We start from the raw sequence: 14,808 nt of genomic DNA on the forward strand, positions 1-14,808 counted from the left end.
GAGAACCATGGTGTTCCTCTTCTCTGACGCGCCATCGCGTCATTCTTGTCCCGCGCCCATGCCATATAACCACGCGAGAGTGCTAATGTCACACTCAAAGAGGGAGCAGACAATGACGATGCGACCACGCGACGACATCGACGCGCAGCTGCTGCGCGAACTCACGAAGAACGCGCGAACCCCGCTGGTGACCCTCGGCAACAAGGTGCGGCTCTCCAGGAACGCCGTCAAGCAGCGCATCGAGCGACTCGAGCGCGACGGCGTCATCGAGGGCTACACGCTGGTCCGGGGACATGACGCCGGCAGCCAGGACACCCCGATCTCGGCGGTGCTGTTCGTGTACCGCTCCGACCGCATGCGCGGCTCCGACGTGCTCGCTGCCCTCGCGCAGGTCCCCGAGGTCACCAGGTGCGACATCCTGACGGGCGACTACGACCTGTTCGTCCTGCTCGAAGCGCGATCGGTCGAGCGCATCAAAGAGGTCTGGGAGAGCATCGCCGCGATTCCCGGAGTCTCGGACACCGTCACGTCGCTCTCGCTCTCCACCGCCATCCGCCGCCCTCCCCCAGCACCTGCCGGACACACGCCGCCGCCCATCGCTGATGCGTGATGGGCGGCGGAAGGCCAGTCGGACGGGCGCTACGCGTCGATGCCGGCCGCTTCGAGCGCCGCGAGCAGCGTCGGAAGCCAGGCGAGCGCCGCGTCGCTCGCCGTCTGGCGCGAGCTGGCGTCGTGGCGACCGTACTCGCCGACGCGCTGCGCGCCGAGCTCCGTCATGAGCCGGTCGATGTGCTCGCTCCCCTGGCTGTAGGTGTCCGAGTAGGTGGTGTCACCCATCCCGAACATGCCGTAGCGGTACCCGTCGAGCGCGGGACGGATGGCGTCGAGCTCCTCCCAGAAGGGCAGGGCACCGCTCGGGAGCTCCCCGTCGCCGTGCGTCGAGCAGACGAAGAGGTAGAAGGTGCCTTCCTCGAGCTCTTCCGGCTCGAAGACCGACATGTCCTCGACCATGACGTCGCGGTCCGGCATGGCGTCGGCGAGGTCGCCGGCCACGAGCTCGGCGTTGCCCGACTCGGTGCCGTAGAGGATGACAATGCTCATGTGCTGCTCCTAGGTGTTGCTTGCGGGGTGGGGGTCTTGGACACTCGCACGACCGGCCTCGGCGTGCGCATCGGAGGAGTCGACCTCGGCTCGGCCGCGTGCGATGCGCAGCAGCGTCTCGGTGTTCTGCTCCTTCGCTCGCACGCGCCCCGGGCCAGCCCGGCGCTGCTCGTGCTCATCGATCGTGCTCCACTCGGCGAAGCTCACGGCGCTCTCCTCGAGCCGCTCGAGCAGCGCGGCCCGCTCACCGTGCGCTTCGTGCGCCGCGGACGCGAGCCACGCGTCGACCTCGCGCGCGACCGTCTGGCCCTCGGCGCGGCTCTCGGCGATGGTGCCCTTGGGGCCCCGTCTCGCCCAGCCCGCCGCGAAGACATCGTCCTCGTGACCGAGGAGCGCGTGCAGGAGGTGCGCGTCGCCGCGGTGGAAGCCGACGGCCGTGATGACGGAGTCGACGTCGATGGATGCGGGCTCGGCGCTCGTCGAGGCGGCGAGCGCCTCGGACGCGCCCGGTCCGGCGAGCGACAGGCGGAGGGTCTCGCCGTCCTGTGCGAGCGCCACCGGCGCGACGCCGAGGCGAAGGCGGACCGTGACCCGCGGGTTCTCCGGCTGCGGTCGATCCAGGAGGCCGGCCAGGGCGACGGCCTGTGCGGACCGAGTCGATGTGTCCGCCAGAGAGCTGTCGTCGACGCCGAAGGCCTCGACGCGGACATCGTCGATGCGCCCGAGTTCGGCAAGCAGCGACGGTGTGAACTTGGCGTCGTCGATGCCTGCCCGCCCGAGCACCTCGATGACCTGCAGCTCGCCTGCTGCGGCGTCGAGCAGCGGCGAGTGCACGTCAGAGCCCTCGAAGTCGGTCTCGTGCTTGGCGAGCAGGCGCACGACGTCGATCGCGACGTTGCCGTTCCCGACGACCGCGACCCGACTCCCCAGCTGCGGGAGCGAGATCTCGTCGCCGGGATGCTGGTTGAGGATGCGCATGAACCGACCAGCGCCGATGACCCGTTCGTCGTCGAAGCCGGGAAGCGGCAGCTCCGCATCGGCGTGGAGCCCCGTGGCGACGACCGTCGCGTCGAACGCGCTGCGGACGGCATCGAACTCGACGTCCCGCCCCACCTCCACGTTGCCGAGGAAGCGCACACCCGAGCGGGTGAACAGGCGATCGAACTGCCGAGTCACGGCCTTCGTGCCGACGTGGTCCGGGGCGACGCCGTAGCGGATGAGCCCATACGGCACGGGCAGCCGCTCGAACATGACGATCTCGACGTCGCGGCGCAGCTTGAGCAGCGCCTGCGCCGTGTAGCAGGCCGACGGGCCGCTGCCGATGATCGCGACGGCACGTCGGGGTTCAACGGTCATGCGGTGATGCTCTCCTCGACTCACGGGGCGCGGGAAACGCTCCGCCGAGTATCGCACCTCGACCCAGGCCGCCGCTTCAGGTTGGCGGCCGGCCGCGGCTCGGCGCGCGAGCGTCAGGCGTTGGCGCCCGCCTTCTGCTGCTTGAGCTTCTCCTCAGCGCGCATCGCCTTCTCTTCCACCGGGGCAGTGCCCGACTCCCGCTGCGCGCGCATGTAGGCGCGGGCTTCGTCTTGCCGCTCGCGCTCAGCGCCGGAGGCGATGGAGGCGCGGATGTGCTCCGGCCCGTAGCCGAAGGCATCGACGAGGTCAGCGGCATGCGGGCGCAGACGCGCGATGAGGCGCTCCCTGTAGGCGGAGACGGCCTGAGCGCGGGGCACGGAGAGCCGACCCGACATGAGGTACCAGGCGAGGTTCTCCTCGATGAGGCCCAGACCGAAGAGATCGCGCAGCCACGTGAGCACCTGGCGGGTCTTGCCTTCCGGCATGGTGGTGATCGCGTCGGTGAACGCCTCCCACTGCAGGAGCTGGCCGTGCGCGCGGGCCGCTTCGATGAGCGTCGGCTGGTTGCGGTTGAAGAGCGCGGCCGCCTCGGCCTTGGACAGCTTCTTGGCGTTGCGCAGCTTGGCGGCGATCTCGGAGACGAGGGTCTCGACGCGCGCCGTCAGCAGCTCGTGCTGCGTGGCAGGCTGGCGTAGCCAGCCGACGGACCGCGCGCGGCTGCCGCGGTCGAGGACGATCTGGCCGATGCCCCGGAGCCCGGAGCCCGAGTAGACGCGCTCGGCGGTCTGCTCGGCGATGATGCGCGTCACCTGCCCCCGGTCAGCACCCTTGAACTGCTCGGCGTAGTCGCTGAGGAGGCGCTTGCCGACAAGCTGCAGCAGCACGTGGTTGTCGCCCTCGAAGGTCGTGTAGATGTCGAGGTCGTGGCGCAGCTGCGCGACTCGGTTCTCGGCGAGGAAGCCGGCACCGCCGCAGGCCTCGCGGGCCTCCTGGAGGGTATCGATGCCGTGCCAGGTCGAGAGGGGCTTGAGCGCCGCCGCGAGGGTCTCGAGGTCTTCCCGGTTCTCGGGGGTGTCGAGCTCGCCGGAGAAGACGCCGTGGAACTGCTTGAGGAGGTTCTCGTGCGCGAAGCTGAGCGCATACGTCGTCGCGAGACGCGGGATGAGCCGCTTCTGGTGCATGCCGTAGTCGAGCAGCACCGTCTCCTCGCCATCGCCGCCGGCGAACTGCCTGCGCTCGTTCGCGTAGGTGACCGCGATCTTGAGCGCGACCTTCGAGGCGGCCACCGAGGCGCCATCGAGCGAGACGCGACCCTGCACGAGCGTGCCGAGCATCGTGAAGAAGCGACGCCCAGGGCTCTCGATCGGCGAGCTGTACGTGCCGTCCTCCGCGACGTCGCCGTAGCGGTTGAGGAGATTGCGCCGAGGCACCCGCACCTCGGTGAAGTGCAGTCGGCCGTTGTCGATGCCGTTGAGGCCGCCCTTGACGCCGTCGTCCTCGCCACCGACGCCGGGCAGGAAGCCGCCGTCGTCGTCGCGGATGGGCACGTAGAAGGCGTGCACGCCGTGCTTGACGTTCTTCGTGATGAGCTGCGCGAAGACGACCGCGGCCTTGCCGTGCAGCGCCGCGTTGCCGAGGTAATCCTTCCAGGCTCCGCGGAACGGGGTGTTGATGACCCATTCCTGCGTGCCCTCGTCGTAGCTCGCGGTCGTTCCGATCGAGGCGACATCCGAGCCGTGGCCCGTCTCGGTCATGGCGTAGACGCCCGGCACCTCGAGGCTCATGATGCCGGGAAGGAACGTGTCGTGGTGGTACTCGGTGCCCAGGTGCATGACGGCCGAGCCGAACAGGCCCCACTGGACGCCCGCCTTGATCTGCAGGCTCGGGTCTGCCACGACGAGCTCCTCGAACGCGGCGATGTTGCCGCCGTGGTTCTCGCCGCCGCCGAGCCGCTTCGGGAAGGCCAGGTTGACTGCCCCCTCCTCGACCAGGATGCGCAGCTGGCCCATGACGCGGTCACGATGCTCCGGCATAGCCAGAGCCGGATCGCGCCAGAGCTCGGGCCGGGCCGAGTTCGCTCGCGCGCGCAGCCGCTCCTCCGGCCAGGTGCCGAGCAGCTGCTGCGACAGCCAGCCGACATCGATGCGGCTCTGCTCGAGAGCGACAGGCTCGTCGAGTTCCGGATCGTTGATGCTGATGTCAGACACGGATGCTCCTTTGCAACGTTCGGGGGTGCATCCACGCTAAGACGGGCCACCGACACTCGCCATTTCCCAGTGGGAGGGCACGAGAATCACGCGCCACTCGAGCCCCCGAATTGCACACTTCATACAACTCAGCGGGCCAAGCGTTAGCTTGACCCGCCAGAGATGTCGGTGAAACCGGTGCGATTCAGACCGCGGCTACCCCTTGAGGGCGTCGCTGAGCTTCACGCGCCCACCGATGCGCAGGATCGAGTTCTCGTAGATCCGGGCACCGATCATGATCGACACGGCGCTCGTCGCAATGAGGATCACGAGCGCCAGGATCGGCTCCCACCACTCAGCCTGGCCGAGCACCACCCGGAGCGGCATCGCGATGGTCGCCGAGAAGGGGATGTAGCTGAGGATCGTCATGAGCAGCGCGTTGCTGTTGAACAGGATCACGAGCATGTACGGGATGAGCATGAGCATCATGAGCGGTGTCGTGACGCTGCCCACCTCCTCCTGCCTCGAGACCATCGCGGAGGCGCCGGCGTAGAGGGTCGCGATGAGCACGAACCCGAACACGAACAGCACGAGGAACCAGATGAAGCCGGGCCCGATGAGCGAGAACAGCGCGCCCTGCCCCGTCGCGGCGAGCGCTATCGCCGCAGCTGCCAGGATCGCGGCGACCTGGATGAGCGCGAGCACGCTGTTGCCGATGACCTTGCCCGCCATGATGACGCGGGGCGTGACCGTCGAGAGCAGGATCTCCACGATGCGCGACTGCTTCTCCTCGACGACGCTCTGCGCGATCGTGTAGGCGTAGCCCATGGCGGCCATGAAGTAGAGCACGCCGAACGCGACGGCCATGATGTAGCCGAGCGCGGGGTTCACCTCGGGCGCCTGCAGCGAGAACGACGCCGGTACCTGGGCGAGCGCCATGGAGTCCTCGGTCGGAACGCCGTCGAGACCGACGAGCACGAAGGCCCCGTCGCCGAGGTCGCCTGCCGGCTGCCCGTCGCCCGTGAAGAGCTCGAGGCTGCGCGCATCCGTCGGCGTCAGCACCGCGTACTCCACATCGCCGTCCGTCACGAGTCGGGCCGCCTCCTCAGCTGATGCGACCTCCGTCGTCTCGAGTCCGGCCGCGGCGGCCACGGACTGCGTTCCCGAGACCGTCGCCACCTTGGTCGCACCGCCCCCGATGGCGTCACCGAAGAGCGCGACGGCGACGATGCCGCCCGCGACGAGCAGCAGCGTGACGAGGAACGAGATCTGCTGGGCGCGCGAGCGTGCCTGCACGAGGATCTCGCGCTTCGCGATGAGCTGGATGCCCTTCGCCGAGCTCAGGCCGAACTGTCGCGGCGGCGTGGAGTCGCCCCGCTGCGGTGCCTTGGTGTCCTGTGTTGTTGTCATGCGACGACCTCCCGGTAGATGTCGGAGAGCTTCACGATGTGGCGGCCGAAGCCGAAGACGGGGCCCCGGTCGAGTGCGTTGCGGAGAATGCGCTGCGCGGTCTCGCCGGAGTCGGCGACGAAGATCGCGTCCCCTCGGTCGAACTCGAGCACCGTGATGCCCGGCTCGTCGCGCAGCCAGCCGGCGTCGCCCGCGAGCGAGATCCGGTGCATGCCCTCGGAGTGCCGCTCCTGCAGCTCGTTCCGGTCGCCGCTCGCCCTGATGGCGCCACCCGAGATGATGACGAGGTTGTCGCTGAGTCGCTCCACCACGTCGAGCTGGTGGCTCGAGAAGAGCACGGGCACTCCGCGAGCCGCGAAACCCTGCAGCGTCTCGAGGACCACCTCGACGGCAAGCGGGTCGAGTCCTGAGAACGGCTCGTCGAGGATGAGGATCTCGGGCTCATGCGCGAGGGACGCCGCGATCTGCGCGCGCTGCTGGTTGCCCAGCGAGAGGTCTTCGACGTTGTCGCCCGCCCGCTCCGTGAGACCCAGATCCTCCAGGAAACGGTCCGCGTTGCTCGCCGCCTCCCTGGCGCTCAGGCCGTGCAGCTCCGCGAAGTACGTGACCTGCTCCTTGACCTTCATCTTCGGGTAGAGGCCGCGCTCCTCTGGCATGTACCCGAAGCGGGCACGGTCGGTGACGGCGACGGGCCTGCCGCTGATCGTGACGACGCCCGAGTCCGGCTTGACGACGCCGAGGATCGTGCGCATCGTCGTGGTCTTCCCCGCCCCGTTGCCGCCGACGAAGCCCGTGAGCTTGCCAGGCTCGACCGTGAAGCTCACGTCGTCGAGCACCTTGCGGTCTCCGTAGGTCTTGGAGATGTTCTGGATCTCGAGCATCACCCCTCCTGTCTCGCGCGACGTCCGCCGCACCGTCTCTGCGCCCGTCCACCTCTGGGCCTGATGGAAACGCTACGGAGATCGGTCAGAGGAGGGATCGGCCGCGCGACGGAACTGCCCTCGCTCGGCGTTCATCCGCTCGGGTGAGGAGGTGCCGACCACGACGGAACCGCCGGGCCCGGCTGCGCGATGCCACGCACCCGGCCTCGCGCACCCGGCCGCTACTCGACGGGGGCGACGACTCCCACGTTGTACGCGAAGATCACCGCGTGGATGCGGTCGCGCACGCCGATCTTCGCGAGCAGGTTCGAGACGTGCGTCTTCACGGTGGCCTCGGACACGAAGAGCCGCTGCGCGATGTCCGCGTTGCTGAGGCCCTCCGCGATGAGGGCGAGCACCTCCCCCTCCCGGTCGGTGAGGCTCGCGAGAGTGGGATGCTGGGCAGCGGACTGCGAGACGGGCGCGGCCTGGAGCGCGTCCGCAGGCTGGGACGGCGCTCCCTCCGCGGGGTCCTGCAGCATGCCGGCGATCACGCCGCGAGTCACCTGGGGGTCGAGCAGCGCGTCACCGGAGTGCACGACCCGCACCGCCTCCACCAGGGTCTCCGGCGGGGAGTTCTTGAGCACGAAGCCGCTGGCCCCCGCGCGAAGCGAGTCGCGGACGGCGGCCTCGTCGCGGAAGGTCGTCAGCATGAGCACTCGCGGCACGGCCCCTCCGAGCTGCATGATCTCGCGGGTCGCTGCGATGCCGTCGAGGACCGGCATCTGCACGTCCATGCAGACGAGGTCGGGGCGGAGCTCGGCGACGACGGAGACGGCTTCGCGGCCGTCGGTCGCCTCGCCGACGACGACGATGTCGGGTTCCGACTCGAGAATGAGCTTGAACCCCATGCGAACGAGCTGGTGATCGTCGACCAGCACGACGCGGATCTTCTCAGACACTTGGCCTCCTTTGGCACCCGCCGGAGCGGTGTCGTTCTCGTGACCGTATCGGGGCGAGGTTACCGGGAGCTTGCCGATCGGTGCTGGGACACGGGCGCATGCCGTCAGCTCTGCCGCTCGTAGGGGACACGGAGGAGCACGCGGAAGCCGCCACCGCCCCGCTTGCTCGTCGTGAGGTCGCCGCCGGCGGCTCTGGCGCGCTCTCGCATGCCGACGAGGCCCAGGCCGCCGGAGCCGTTCGCTTGCTTCGACGCCGCGGCATGCGCGAGGGAGGTTGGCCCGTCGTCGGTCACGTCGAGCTCGACGCCGCGCTCGAGGTAGCGGAGTCGCACATCGGCGGGGGCATCGGGGCCCGCGTGCTTCCGCGTGTTCGTGAGGGATTCCTGCAGCACCCGGTAGACGGCGATGCCCGTCAGGGGCGACACCGGCCGAGGCTCGCCGAGGGTGCTGAACTCCACCCGCATGCCGGCCCCGCGCAGCTCCTCGATGAGCGCTGGCACCTGCTCGATCGTGTGCGTCGAGGGGGCGGATGCGCCGGATTGCGCGCCGGAGGCACCGTCGTTCTCGCGCTGGCCGCCGTCGGTGGACTCCGAGTCAGCATCAGCGTCTGCGCTGCGCAGCGTCGTCAGCAGCGAGTGCAGCTCGTCGATCGCGACTCGCGCGCTCTGCTCGACGCCGAGGAGCGCCTGCTGGGACTTCTCCGGCGAGGTCTCCGCCGTCCGGCGCGCGGCGGCTGCCTGCAGGCCCATGAGCGAGACGTGATGTGCGACCACGTCGTGGAGCTCCCGCGCGATGCGGACGCGGTCGAGGCGGATGGCCTGCTCCTCGACGAGGCGACGCTCGTCGGCGAGCGCCGCCGTGTACTCCTCGAGCTCGCGGGTGCGCTCCTCGAGCGCCGCCCGCTGGCCAGCCCTCCTGAAGTCGGAGTTCCCGAACCAGAACGCGCCGATGAAGTAGAGCACGTTGATGAGCAGGGTGTAGGCGCCGAAGACGCTCGTGATCCAGTTCTCGCTGTCGCTCCCATCCGAGAACGTGAACACGAGCGTGGCGCGTGTGAGGGAGTCGACGAGCGCCCACACGGTCATGCCGATCGTGATCCCGATGCGGAGCAGCGTCACCAGGGCACGCTGGTTGCTCCACGCTCCCGCGGTGAAGAGCACCAGGAAGTAGCCGATCTGGGTGACGATCGTGTCGAGGTACGTGAAGGCGAATGCCGAGACGAACGCAACCGAGCAGAGCACGAGCATCCACAGCGGGAAGCGACGCCGAAGCGCGATGGCGACCCCGTACATGGCGGGGACGAGGAACATGCCGACCAGCGCCGAGGCGGGGTCGGTGTCGTGGAGGATCGCGCCGACCTCTGCCGGGTCTGCGCCCTTGCGCAGCTCGAGCACGGCCCAGTTCGAGAAGGCCATGAGCGCGACGGCGACCAGCGCCACGACGATGTCGGTGCGCAGCGCGCGAGGCGACGGCCCCGGACGCTTCCAGTCGGCGGGATGCTCGGCATCGATGCCCTGCAGCCGCTGCCACAGCTCGCTGCCACGTGCTGACGTGATCATGTGGCCAAGCGTAGGCGGGGCCTCCGACATCCGGCGCGCGAGCGCATCAGTCGAGGAGCCCCGTCGGCTCGGCTGGGAGGCGGCGCCAGGCGGCGTGCAGCCAGATCGCGCCGACGACGCCCGTGCCGAGCCCCACGATCAGCTGCACCGTGCCCGTCGGGCTCGCACCGGTGATGGCGAGCACTCCGGTGAGGAGCAGGCCCGTGACGGCAAGGACCGACAGGATGCTGCCCGCCGTGCGGGCACCCTCCGCGCGCTTCCGCTTGGGCGAGCCGAGCAGCTTCCAGATCGCACCGTAGCCGACCACGACGACGACGAGCATGACCGCGAAGCTCAGCACGCTCGCCGAGCGGAACTCGGCCTCCTGCTGCCAGTTGGCGAACGCGCCGGCTGCGATCATCACGGCGAGCAGGATCGTGAGCTTGCGCAGCCTCGAGACCCGGGACGGCGTGAGCGCGCGCTCTGGCTCAGCGTCGCGCGCGACGTCGTAGCCCGGGCGTGGTTCTTCGAACGGGGTGGAATCAGGCATGACCCAAGCCTCCCACGTCGAGCCCCCGCGGCCGTCTCCGTCCCGTCACAGAACGGATTCGAACACCTGGATGCGCGTCCAGCTTCACCAGCGGTCAACGTGAAGCGAGTGCCGCCCCCTGCCCAGATGAGCTCAGGCGTCGAGGCTCGGCGCCGCTCCGGTGGTCCGAGTGCGGAGCCTCCGCGCGCGCTGCACGAGCACGTCGTCCTCGGCGCCTGCGCCCGCGAGCGCCTGGAGCGCCCCGGCGAGGGCATCCGCCCCGGCCTCGTTCGCGGCCGCGTCGTCGGCGATGAGCTCGATGAGCAGCGACGTCGCACGCGACAGGTTCTTCGCGCCGGCGTACCGCGGCAGGCAGGCCTCGTTGACTTCCGCGAGGCGCTGCGCGAGCGCGTGGAAGCGCATCAGATGGCAGCGCTCGTGCGCCACGACGGCCTCGAGCTGCTCGCGCGTCAGCAGCTCGACGAGTCCGCGCGACACGATGACGACCGGCGCGCGCCCCGCGGCCGCGAGGGCGTGGGGCACTGGCGAGTCGACGAAGCGCACGAGCGCTCCGCCGATTCGCTCGTCCCGGTAGGACAGCACGCGCGCGGCGTCTCGGAGCTCGTCGTTCGCGCGGCGTCCGTCGGCGAAGGCGCGGCCCGACCGGCGCGTCACGATGAAGCCCCAGCCGAACATCGCGATCAGGCCGGCGCTCGCGAAGACGGAGGCGAGCGCGATCTCGAATCCGCTCAGCCAGCTTCCCTCGTCATGCTCCCAGGTGAGCACCGCGACGACAGAGAGGGCGACGGCCGCGAGCAGGGCGAGCGACCCGCCGACGACTGCGCCGTGCCAGAGGCCGAGGGCGAGCTGCGGGTGTCGCACCTGCCAGGTGCCGCGCGTCAGCAGCGAGGGCGCGGCGAGCATCGTGAACACCGCGAACGCGAGGCACACGAGGGCAGGGAAGATCCACATCGGAGATCACTCGCGCTCGGGCGGCATGCCCGAACGCCCTCTCGGAGCCATGGTGAAGGCCAGTCCGGCTCCGGCTAGCTCGCCGTGGCGGCCTCGGAGGCCGCGGCGGGCGCGTGCTGGAGGGCGGCACGCAGCAGGTCGGCGTCGCGGGCGTCGAGGTTGCCGGCGAACTTCAGCAGTGCGGCCTCGCGGCCGTCGATCGTCTTGAGGGCGTTCAGCATGGCCCGGGAGGCGTGCTCTGCCTCGCTCTGCGTGGCGGCGAAGCGGATGCCCCGCTGCTCGTGGCCGACACGGGCGACATCGCCCTTGGCCCTGAGCCGGTCGAGGGCGGTGAGGATGGTCGTGGAGGCGGGAACCCGGCCCGGGAAGCGGTCCTGGATCTCGCGCGCCGTGAGGGGCTCCGCCGCCGCCCAGAGGAGTCGCAGCACGACGAGTTCGAGCTCACCCCGCGCTCGAGTGCGAGTTCCTGGCATTGTGTTGCTCCAATTCTTGTCGCGAAGGTGCCGTGGGGAACGTCACCCAGGCATCCGCGAATACCCAGGCTATCAAGCCCGGAGCCCCGTCGCGCGACTCGCTCTACATTTTGTAGACTTGGGTCAGCCCGTGACCCCAGCGGGACCGTATCCCGCTGAGGGAAGGCGTGGAGCCCAATGAGAACCGTCAGCACTCGTCTGCTCATGAGCTGTGCCGCGATCGGCGTCGCCGGCGGCGTGGTGTTCACCGTCAACGCCTACATCGGCGGCGCGGTCTCGAACCTGCTCCCGCTGGTCTACGGGCTCACGATCGGCCTCTACTTCATTCCCGGAGCCCTGGCCCAGGCGCTCTTCCGTCGGCCTTGGGTCGGCCTCATCACCTCTGCCCTCGCCGGGCTCGTCGCGAGCCCGTTCCAGCCGATCGCCTTCGGGGCGTTCCTCATCGGCGTCGGCATCGGCGTCCTGCAGGAGCTGCCGTTCCTCATCACCCGGTATCGGCGCTGGCAGGCGTGGCTGTTCCTCGCGGGCGCGGCCTTCGCCGGCCTCATCATGACCGCGGCCGCGTTCCGCATCCTCGGTGGCGGCGAGTACGACGTGCTCGGCACGGTGCTGCTCATCGGCAGCTTCTTCATCTCGCCCCCGCTCTGCACCATGCTCGCGGTGTGGCTCGCGAAGCAGCTCGAGCGAGCGGGCATCGGCCGCGACCTGCGCCTCGCCGAAGACCGCAGAGCAGCCAGGTGACGACCCCGCTGCTGCGAGTCGAGCACCTCTCCGTCACCCACTTCGACGCTTCGGCCGCGCGCCCCCACGACGTCTCGTTCTCGATCTCGCGCGGCGAGGCGGTCCTGCTGCTCGGCCCGTCCGGCTGCGGGAAGTCGACCCTCGCGAGAGCCCTCAACGGGCTCATCCCCCAGTCGCTGGGAGCCGAGGTGACCGGGCGCGTCCTGCTCGCCGACTCCGAACCCGGCGCCGGGTGGCACGATGTCGCCGAGCTCGGCGTCGCGGCCGCCAGCCAGCAGGTCGCCATGGTGTTCCAGGATGCGGACGCCCAGATCGTCACCGGGCAGGTCTTCGACGAGGTCGCCTTCGGCCCGGAGAACCTGCGACTGCCCGTTCCGGACATCGAGGAGCGCGTCGAGCGGGCGCTCCGCCAGCTCGGCCTCTGGGACCGCCGCGAGGACTCCCCAGACATCCTGTCCGGCGGAGGACGGCAACGGCTGGCCATCGCGAGCGCCCTCGCCATGGGCTCGCCCCTGCTTGTCCTCGACGAGCCGACCGCGAACCTCGACCAGACCGCGAAGCACTCCATCTACCTCGCCCTCGGCGAGCTCGTGCGCGCGGGCACGCACGGCCTGCTGCTCATCGAGCACGACCTCGACGAAGCCCTCACCATCGCGACGCGCGTCATCGTCCTCGACGCCGAGGGGCGGCTCGCCTTCGACGGCACACCACGCGAGGTCTTCGGGCAGAACGCCGCACGGCTGCGCGAGCTCGGCGTGTGGTTCCCGGTCGCGCACGAGGCCGCGGCGTGCTTCACGGCGGCGGGCTGGGATCTCGGCCCCGGCCCCCTGCCCCTGCTCGGCAGCGAGCTCGCGCGGCGTCTCGAGCGGGTGGATCGCGCATTGCTGCCCGACTCCAGCGGCAGCGGCGCGCATCGGCGCGAGCTGCCGCAGCAGTCGGACGCCCTGCCGATCACGGGCCTGGCCGGGAAGCGGGCTCCCGGGGAGCCCGCTCCCCGGCTCGAGACCCGTGCGCTCACGGTGACGCGGGGCCGCACACGCGTGCTCGGCCCCGTCTCCCTGAGCATCCAGCCGGGCTCGATCACGGCCGTCGTCGGCCACAACGGAGCAGGCAAGTCAAGCCTGCTCCAGGCGCTCGCCGGAGTCCGCCGGGCACCGCGCGGCACGGTCCTCCTCGACGGACAGGACACGGCTCGCATGCGGGCGGGCGCGCTGCGCACGCGCGTCGGCTACGTCTTCCAGAACCCGGAGCACCAGTTCCTCACGCACACGGTGCGCGACGAGCTCGCCTTCGAGATCGAGCGCGGGGCGGCGGATGCCCAGACCCGCGTCGACGAAATGCTCGAGCGCTTCGGCCTCGCCGAGCACGCGGACCGGCACCCCTTCCTCCTCTCCGGGGGACAGAAGCGAAGGCTCACGGTGGCCGCCGCGCTCCTCGACGGTGCCGACGTGCTGGTGTTGGATGAGCCGACGTTCGGACAGGACCGGGCGCGTGCGGAAGAGCTCGTCGCCCTCCTGCGGGAGCTGCACCGGGACGGGGCGACGCTGGTGCTCGCGACCCACGACCTGCAGCTCGTCACGGAGCTCGCCACGCACCTGCTTGTCCTCGACGGTGGGGTGGTGGCGGCGCACGGCGAGGTGAACCGGGTCGTGGCCTCCGGGGCGCTCGAGGCCGCGGGGCTCGGCCTGCCCCCTCTGCCCCGAGCGCTCGCCGGGGTGCACCGGCACTCCTACCTGCGCGAGATCACGTCGGTCTCGCAGCTGGAAGCCGCGCTCACTCGCCACCCGGACATCCACGACGGCGGCGCCTCGTGAGTGGCGCCGGGAACGCCCTCGTCTCGCGCCCGAGCGTCGCTCGCTCGCGTCGTGAGCACCTGCCGTGGCTGCACCGGCGCACGCCGCTCGTGAAGATCGCGGCGACGCTGCCCGCCATCGTCGCGATGTTCGTCGTACGGGACGCGTTCAGCCCGGCCCTCCTGATCCTGCTCTGCGCGCTGGTCATCCTCAGCGGCACTCGCCTGTCGGCACGCGGCACACTGCTGCTGATCGTGGGCGTTCCCGTCGTACTGGCCGTGCTCTCGGTGACGCTCGGGGTCTGGGTCGACCCGAGCGTTGCGGCGGAGACGTCGAGTGCCGCTCCCCTGCTCGCGGCGGTCGGGCTCGACGGGGCATCCACGATCTTCGAGATCGTGGGGCGCCCGTTCACGGTCGCCGCCTGGGCGACGGGTCTCGGCACGGCGCTGCGCCTCGTCGCGATCGTGCTGCTGTCGCTCGTGGGCGGCATCGCCACCGCCGGGGACGACTTCGTGCGCTCCCTGGTGCAGCACCTCCGTGTGCCCTACCGCTTCGGCTACGCGGCGATGGCGGCGTTCCGGTTCGTGCCGAGGTTCCAGTCGGAACTCGACGTGATCCGGGCAGCTCGCCGCGTGCGCGGCATCGACCGCGGACGCGGGCCAATCGCGTGGCTGCGCTCCCAGCTGGACGTCGCCATCCCGCTGCTCGCGGGCGCGCTGCGGCACGCCGACCGGGTTGCCCTGTCGATGGACGCACGCGCCTTCGGGTTCGCAAGGACACGCACCGAGCGTCACGTGCTGCAGACGGATACGGGCGATTGGGTGCTCCTGCCCATCGCCTGGGCGGCCACGACCCTCGCGCTCATCGCGCCGAGCCTGCTGAGCTGA

General features: G+C 70.3%; 14 protein-coding genes. 4 read left to right on the top strand and 10 right to left on the bottom strand.

Features of this window, described 5'->3' with window-relative positions:
- The first annotated feature begins 112 nt into the window (after positions 1 to 112).
- Entirely contained in the window at positions 113 to 610 is a 498-nt protein-coding gene (locus ITJ61_RS09525; RefSeq protein WP_104240203.1) for an Lrp/AsnC family transcriptional regulator, read from the top strand.
- A 29-nt stretch (positions 611 to 639) separates the two neighbouring features.
- Here ITJ61_RS09525 and ITJ61_RS09530 read toward each other — a convergent pair whose 3' ends face one another.
- The 10 genes from ITJ61_RS09530 to ITJ61_RS09575 form a co-directional block, all read right to left on the bottom strand.
- On the bottom strand, positions 640 to 1,101 hold the full coding sequence (locus tag ITJ61_RS09530; protein ID WP_104240202.1) for a flavodoxin domain-containing protein: 462 nt from the start codon (positions 1,099 to 1,101) through the stop codon (positions 640 to 642).
- 9 nt (positions 1,102 to 1,110) lie between these two features.
- Positions 1,111 to 2,457 carry an FAD-dependent oxidoreductase gene (locus ITJ61_RS09535; RefSeq protein ID WP_194686043.1) on the bottom strand — a complete coding sequence of 449 codons (1,347 nt, stop codon included), beginning with the start codon at positions 2,455 to 2,457 and terminating at the stop codon, positions 1,111 to 1,113.
- 113 nt (positions 2,458 to 2,570) lie between these two features.
- On the bottom strand, positions 2,571 to 4,664 hold the full coding sequence (locus tag ITJ61_RS09540) for an acyl-CoA dehydrogenase (protein WP_104298143.1): 2,094 nt from the start codon (positions 4,662 to 4,664) through the stop codon (positions 2,571 to 2,573).
- A 195-nt stretch (positions 4,665 to 4,859) separates the two neighbouring features.
- On the bottom strand, positions 4,860 to 6,053 hold the full coding sequence (locus tag ITJ61_RS09545; protein ID WP_104307778.1) for an ABC transporter permease: 1,194 nt from the start codon (positions 6,051 to 6,053) through the stop codon (positions 4,860 to 4,862).
- Positions 6,050 to 6,934 carry an ABC transporter ATP-binding protein gene (locus ITJ61_RS09550; protein WP_194686044.1) on the bottom strand — a complete coding sequence of 295 codons (885 nt, stop codon included), beginning with the start codon at positions 6,932 to 6,934 and terminating at the stop codon, positions 6,050 to 6,052. The genes ITJ61_RS09545 and ITJ61_RS09550 overlap by 4 nt, the downstream gene beginning before the upstream one ends.
- A gap of 221 nt (positions 6,935 to 7,155) precedes the next feature.
- A complete protein-coding gene (locus ITJ61_RS09555; RefSeq protein WP_194686045.1) occupies positions 7,156 to 7,875 on the bottom strand; it encodes a response regulator in 720 nt (239 codons plus the stop codon).
- Between the two features lie 104 nt (positions 7,876 to 7,979).
- Entirely contained in the window at positions 7,980 to 9,434 is a 1,455-nt protein-coding gene (locus ITJ61_RS09560) for a sensor histidine kinase (RefSeq protein WP_194686046.1), read from the bottom strand.
- Between the two features lie 46 nt (positions 9,435 to 9,480).
- Positions 9,481 to 9,963 carry a hypothetical protein gene (locus ITJ61_RS09565; protein WP_104298138.1) on the bottom strand — a complete coding sequence of 161 codons (483 nt, stop codon included), beginning with the start codon at positions 9,961 to 9,963 and terminating at the stop codon, positions 9,481 to 9,483.
- Positions 9,964 to 10,095: 132 nt separating this feature from the next.
- Entirely contained in the window at positions 10,096 to 10,914 is an 819-nt protein-coding gene (locus ITJ61_RS09570) for a M48 family metalloprotease (protein ID WP_194686047.1), read from the bottom strand.
- Between the two features lie 74 nt (positions 10,915 to 10,988).
- Positions 10,989 to 11,387: a BlaI/MecI/CopY family transcriptional regulator gene (locus ITJ61_RS09575; protein ID WP_104240193.1), complete on the bottom strand. Its 399-nt coding sequence runs from the start codon at positions 11,385 to 11,387 to the stop codon at positions 10,989 to 10,991.
- A gap of 177 nt (positions 11,388 to 11,564) precedes the next feature.
- Here ITJ61_RS09575 and ITJ61_RS09580 point away from each other — a divergent pair, with 177 nt between their 5' ends.
- From ITJ61_RS09580 to ITJ61_RS09590, 3 genes are read left to right on the top strand one after another with little or no spacing between them, the layout of a single operon-like run.
- The gene (locus ITJ61_RS09580; protein ID WP_104240192.1) at positions 11,565 to 12,128 is read left to right on the top strand and encodes an ECF transporter S component; all 564 of its coding nucleotides are present in this window, start codon (positions 11,565 to 11,567) and stop codon (positions 12,126 to 12,128) included.
- The gene (locus tag ITJ61_RS09585) at positions 12,125 to 13,942 is read left to right on the top strand and encodes an ABC transporter ATP-binding protein (protein ID WP_194686048.1); all 1,818 of its coding nucleotides are present in this window, start codon (positions 12,125 to 12,127) and stop codon (positions 13,940 to 13,942) included. The genes ITJ61_RS09580 and ITJ61_RS09585 overlap by 4 nt, the downstream gene beginning before the upstream one ends.
- Positions 13,939 to 14,808, top strand: coding sequence for an energy-coupling factor transporter transmembrane component T (locus ITJ61_RS09590; protein ID WP_194686049.1), 870 nt, complete (start codon positions 13,939 to 13,941; stop codon positions 14,806 to 14,808). The genes ITJ61_RS09585 and ITJ61_RS09590 overlap by 4 nt, the downstream gene beginning before the upstream one ends.

It is taken from the genome of Pseudoclavibacter sp. VKM Ac-2888 (genome assembly GCF_015351285.1).
Lineage (GTDB): Bacteria > Actinomycetota > Actinomycetes > Actinomycetales > Microbacteriaceae > Pseudoclavibacter.